Raw genomic sequence first — 5,999 nt, 5'->3', positions numbered from 1 at the left:
ACCTGAGCGGAAAAACTACTCGGTTAGAAGGTTACACATCGTGTGAGACAAGAGTTTCCGTTACGCTTGGCATGATGACCACAGGTTATGATTGCCCTGATTTATTCAATATCTGCATGATGCGACCGATTTTTAGTCCTGCGGATTTTGTGCAGATAAAAGGAAGAGGCACAAGAAAAAACACTTTTGAATACACCTTCAAAAACGAACTGAACGAAGAAGAAACACAACGACACGAAAAGGAAATATTCAAACTCTTCGACTTCTTTGCCAACTGCGAATATTTTGAAGAGAAATTCGACTATGATGAAAAACTCAAACTTCCTAAACCAAAGAAAGGAAGCGGTGAAGGTGGTGGCGGTGGTGTTGACCTTGACAAATACACCACTTTTCAACCTGACCCTTTACTGACTTTGAATGAACAACAAATCGGGTATGAAGGGATGAAGATTGACCGCATGTTGTTCAAGAAATTTGAAGACCGCATCAAAATGGACGACATCATCAAGAAAAATGTGGAACTCGGAAATTGGGAACATGTAATCAGCCATATTCAGCAGGAGATTTTCGATAAACCCGAAGAATATTTCAATCTTGATAAACTGAGAAAGGCTGCCAAGATTGACCGCAAAGTTTCTATCCGTGAAGTGGTGGAGAAGGTTTTTGGTATCATTCCAAAATTTAAATCAAAGGATGAATTGCTTGAAGAAGAATTCGACAAATTCATTTCCATCTATCCACCCGAAGAAGATGTGAATTTGAGAGCATTAAAATACTTTTTCAAAGCCTACATTGTTGACCAAGACATTCGGAAAATCATTTCTTCTAAAGATTTCCATGCCTTGCAAACACACCCAACGCTTACCATTTCACAATTCAAAGAAGTGGCAGCAAAATACCGTGAAGTAATTCCGGTTTACATTAAAGATTACGTGAACCTCGAAAGATTTGCCGCCTGATGTCTGATAGGTTTCAAAATAAATACCGCATAGAATCAACCCGATTGAAAAATTGGGATTATGGATCGAATGCATCCTATTTTGTGACCATTTGCACCCAAAATCGCGAATGTTTTTTTGGTGATGTGGTGGGTGATAAAGACGCATTGCCATGTTTCTCTTTAACACCAATTGGGGTAATTGTGGAAACGGAATGGTTGAAAACATTCGAAATGCGACCTGATATGAATTTGGAAATGGGTGAATTTGTGGTTATGCCAAATCATTTTCATGCAATAATTGGAATTGGGGAAAATGAATACAATACGAAACGGGATACGCATTTGGATACGCAACGTAGAGGCGCAATGCATTGCGCCTCTACCAACGATAATCCAAAAAACAAATTCGGACCCCAATCCAAAAATTTGGCATCCATTATTAGGGGTTTTAAAATTGGGGTAACAAAAAATGCCCGATTGATAAATCCCGATTTCGCATGGCAACCACGATACCACGACCATGTTATCCGAAATGATAAATCATTTCATAGAATTTCAGAATACATTATTAATAATCCCCGTAATTGGACAACAGACAAATTACGGTAAAGACGCTGTAAAGACGAAACGCATTGCGTTTCCACAATAGATACAAAACAAATATGTTAGATACACAAACAAAGAAAAGAATAGACGACTGCCGAGATATTTTAGTCGGCAAACTACCTGACCCAAAGGCACAGATAGAGCAAATTACCATTGGTTTGATTTACAAGTTCATGGACGACATGGACAAGGAAGCCATTGAATTGGGCGGTTCGGCAAAGTTCTTTTCAGGCGATTATGAAAAATACGCTTGGGACAAACTGTTTGACACCAAGGTAACGGCTGCCGAAATGCTTCGCTTGTACTCTGATGCCATTGAAAGCATGGAGAAAAACCCGAACATTCCGCAACTGTTTCGGGATATTTTCAATAATGCCTATTTGCCTTATCGTGACCCAGAAACTCTGAAACTGTTTCTGAAAACCATTGGCGAATTTGAATACACCCACAGTGAAAAATTGGGTGATGCTTTTGAATACCTGCTTTCGGTGATGGGTTCGCAAGGAGATGCAGGACAGTTCAGAACACCCAGACATGTGATTGACTTTTTAGTGGCGATTATTGACCCTGACAAAGGTGAAACCATTCTTGACCCTGCTTGCGGAACTGCGGGTTTTTTGATTTCGGCTTACAAGCATATTCTGCTCAAGCATACCAAAGCCAACAAAGAAGGTTTGAATATTTACGAGTATAACAAACTCGAAAAAAAGCCTTTCAACAATTTAGGCGACCAACTCACGCCTGACGACCGAAAAAAACTCATTCAAAATTTTGCAGGCTATGACATTTCGCCCGACATGGTTCGACTGAGTTTGGTGAATTTGTATTTGCATGGGTTCTCTGACCCACACATTAACGAGTACGACACGCTAAGTAGCGAAGACCGTTGGAACGAAAACTTTGATGTGGTGTTGGCCAATCCACCATTTATGAGTCCGAAAGGTGGCATACGGCCGCACAAGAAATTTACCATTAGTAGTAACCGCTCGGAAGTGTTGTTTGTGGACTACATTGCCGAACACCTAAACCCCAAAGGCAAGGCGGGCATCATTGTACCCGAAGGGGTGATTTTCCAAAGCGGAAAAGCCTACAAAGCATTACGAAAAATGCTAGTAGAGGATTACCTATATGCCGTGGTGAGTTTGCCGGCAGGCGTGTTTAACCCGTACAGTGGCGTAAAGACGTCTATTTTATTGATGGACAAAGCTATTGCCAAGAAACACAAGGAAATTCTGTTTGTGAAAATTGACAATGATGGCTACAACCTTGGAGCACAGCGAGCTGCCGTAAAAGGCAGCCAATTGGAAGAGGCGATTGCGCTAACCCATGAATTTGCAGCGACAGGAGAAATACCTGATTCATTGATTGCTCATGCGGTTTTAAGAACTGAAATAGCAGCGAATGCGGATTATAATTTGAGTGGAGAGCGATATAAAAGTCAGATAACAATCACTTCTGATTTCCCAATAGTAGAACTGAAAGAAGTCGCAGAGGTTATTTCAGGTCAATCCCCAAAAAGTGAGTTTTATAATGAAACAGGGGAAGGACTTCCTTTTTATCAAGGCAAGACTGATTTTGGAGAACAATTTATTGGAGAACCAACAAAATGGACGACCGAGATTACAAAAGAGGCTTTCAAAAACGATATTCTAATGTCAGTACGAGCACCCGTTGGTCCTGTAAACTACGCAACTGAGCATATGTGTATTGGTAGAGGTTTGGCGGCAATTAGAGTCAATGAGAAAGTACTCAATCCTTTCTTGTTTTACCTTTTAAAGTCTCTTGATGGAAAACTCAAAGGGAATGGCGGTGCTGTATTTGACAGTATTTCAAGGAATCAAATTGAATCAATTGAAATCCCCCTTCCCCCTTTATCCATTCAGGAAGAAATAGTTGCGGAAATAGAAGGCTACCAAAAAATAATAGATGGCGCCAAAGCCGTAGTTGCCAACTACAAACCCAAAATTGATATAGATGCGGATTGGGAGATGGTGGAGTTGGGGGAACATTGCAAAATCAAAGGTGGAAATGCCTTCAAAAGCACAGACTATGTGGATGAAGGAGTTCAGCTTATCAGAATGGGCAATGTCAAACAAATGTTTTTCGATTGGGAGAATTCACCTTCTTACTTACCATTCAACTACTTGGATGACTACCCAAACTACGTTCTTGAAAAGGGTGATTTATTAATCTCAATGACAGGTACCGTTGGAAAAGAAGATTATGGGAACGTTTGTCAAGTAGATGTAGAAGAGAAGTTCCTACTTAATCAGCGAGTTGGAAAATTTGAAATAAAATCAGATGATTTAGATAGGCAGTATCTCTATTTCGTTGCTCAAACTGACCATTTCAGGAAACAGCTTTTTGCAAACTCTTCAGGTGGAGTGAGACAAGCAAATATAAGCAACAAAGGAATTGAAAATATATCAATACCACTTCCAGATATCAATACCCAACGACAAATCGTAGCACAAATAGAAAAAGAGCAGGCCTTGGTGAATGCCAACAAGCAGCTTATTGAAATTTTTGAGCAGAAGATAAAGGATAGGATTGCGAAGGTTTGGGGTTTAGAAAAAACAGAAGAAGAAACTTTAAACATGGCTGCTGAACCTTTGGCGGAATATGAAAAGGCTTAATGCTGAATAGTACATGAACATTAGCCAAATAGAAATAACGAATGTAAAAGGTATTGGCAGTAAGTCATTCCAGCTCGATTTGAACCCTAACAAACCGAGTATTCTTGTAGCACCAAATGGTTTTGGCAAAAGTTCTTTTGCACTTGCATTTGACCGCTTGAAAAGGGACAAAATTGAATTAGGTGATAAAGAATATTTCAATAAATCCACTGCTAATCGTCCTGAATTAAAAATCACGTTATCCAATGGCACTGAATTAATAGCTGACGATAATCAAAACACAATCAGTGATATATTTGATGTAGTTGTTATTAAAAACCAGACCGAGCCAAAATCGGTTGTTCAAACAATTCCAGGTCGCCCGCCTTTTGCAAGAACATCATTAGACATTGTAACCACTACATTGGTTCAAACAATCCCACCGAAGGTTGATTTTGCATACCACTCAGCAACTCTAAAAGCTAATTTCGGAACAAACGGAAATAAAATCCTAACTAATATATCAAGCTTATTCAGTTCAGGTAGGTTCTTCTATACTATTGAAAACAAAATTGACTTTTCAAGATTCGACCTTAAGTCTTTCAAAAAGCTCATTGAGCCAGCTATTGAACAAATTAATAATCGAGAAGGAACAGGGAATCAGTTAAAAACATGGATTGAAGATAATCTGCTTAATGAGATTAAAGCCCATGATGAATTTTCAAAATTTGCTTCTATAATTCAATCTTTCGGCTTTGAGGTTTTGAATGATGACGTGGATTACTACTTAACCGCATGGCAGTTAATCACAGTCAGAAATGAAATGGGGGCCGACTTTAAAAAAGCTTGCAAATACCTTTACTTCTTAGATAAAAAGCAGCATTACACTGAGACAATAGCCAACTACAATCCTGTTAAAGACAGGTTCGATATAAAACCAAAAGCTGAAGGAAACAGCCTTGTGGTTAATTGGCCGAAGGCACATGAAATTTCAAATGGTCAACGAGATATTTTGACCTTTATGGCCATGCTTTTAAAAACCAGAAATAGTTTTAAAAAGAAAGATTGCATCCTTGTTATTGACGAAATATTCGACTACATGGATGATGCTAACCTGATAACTTTTCAATACTACATCTCAACCTTTATTGAAGAGATGAAAGGTCAGAAAAGGAGAATTTTTCCAATTCTACTCACACATTTAGACCCTTTGTTTTTTAATCATTTCTGCTTCAACGACAATAAAATTAAAGTTTGCTACATAAAGGACATCAAGGTAAAGTCCAATCAAAATATTCTGAATATTATTTACAACCGTGAAGATGAAACCATCAAAGATACTGTAGATGCACATTATTTTCACTTTCATCCAAATTCAGGAGAGATTGATATAACAGAAGAATTCAAAGCTCTGAAACTGAACCCAGATTGGGGAATGCCTGAAAAATTCTTCAAAAAGATATTTAGAGAAGTGAGACGATATTTATTTGATGATGAAACATTCGACCCGCTTGCTATTTGTTTTGGAGTTAGAAATCGAATTGAACAATTGGTTTATGACAAGATTCCTGATGATGAAAACAAAAGGAAGTTTATAGAAGAGAATAACGGTACGAAAAACAAACTTCATTTTGCACAAAACATAGGAGTTCAGATACCTGAAACTTATTTCTTATTGGGAATTATTTACAATACTTCTTTGCATTTGTCACAGGGACAAGATATTTCAAAACCCCTTGGACTGAAATTAGAGAATGGAACTATTAAACAAATGATAATGAACTTGTGGAACTAATAATGCCAACCCTTCGCATCCCTACACATTGGCAAGTCGCTCA

Annotated in this window: 3 protein-coding genes and 1 pseudogene; all 4 read left to right on the top strand. The window is 38.4% G+C overall.

Annotated features, from left to right (window positions below; all coding sequences use genetic code 11):
• Window positions 1-959, top strand: a pseudogene (locus tag VLZ86_RS08145) (hypothetical protein); the annotation flags it as partial.
• A 44-nt stretch (window positions 960-1,003) separates the two neighbouring features.
• Window positions 1,004-1,549, top strand: a complete 546-nt coding sequence (locus VLZ86_RS08140) for a hypothetical protein (RefSeq protein WP_325450142.1) — start codon at window positions 1,004-1,006, stop codon at window positions 1,547-1,549.
• Window positions 1,550-1,602: 53 nt separating this feature from the next.
• A complete protein-coding gene (locus tag VLZ86_RS08135) occupies window positions 1,603-4,182 on the top strand; it encodes an N-6 DNA methylase (protein ID WP_325450139.1) in 2,580 nt (859 codons plus the stop codon).
• Window positions 4,183-4,195: 13 nt separating this feature from the next.
• Complete coding sequence (locus tag VLZ86_RS08130) at window positions 4,196-5,956, top strand: hypothetical protein (RefSeq protein WP_325450137.1); 1,761 nt, start codon at window positions 4,196-4,198, stop codon at window positions 5,954-5,956.
• The last annotated feature ends 43 nt before the right edge of the window (window positions 5,957-5,999 follow it).

The sequence above is a fragment of the Gelidibacter sp. genome (assembly GCF_035515035.1).
GTDB lineage: Bacteria > Bacteroidota > Bacteroidia > Flavobacteriales > Flavobacteriaceae > Gelidibacter.
The sequence above is the reverse complement of the archived record's forward strand: the minus strand, read 5'-3'. Positions and strand labels throughout refer to the sequence as shown.

Bases quoted from the DNA above. Each gene is read 5' to 3' on its own strand.
- VLZ86_RS08135 (WP_325450139.1), top strand. From the start codon at position 1,603: ATGTTAGATACACAAACAAAGAAAAGAATAGACGACTGCCGAGATATT.
- VLZ86_RS08130 (WP_325450137.1), top strand. From the start codon at position 4,196: ATGAACATTAGCCAAATAGAAATAACGAATGTAAAAGGTATTGGCAGT.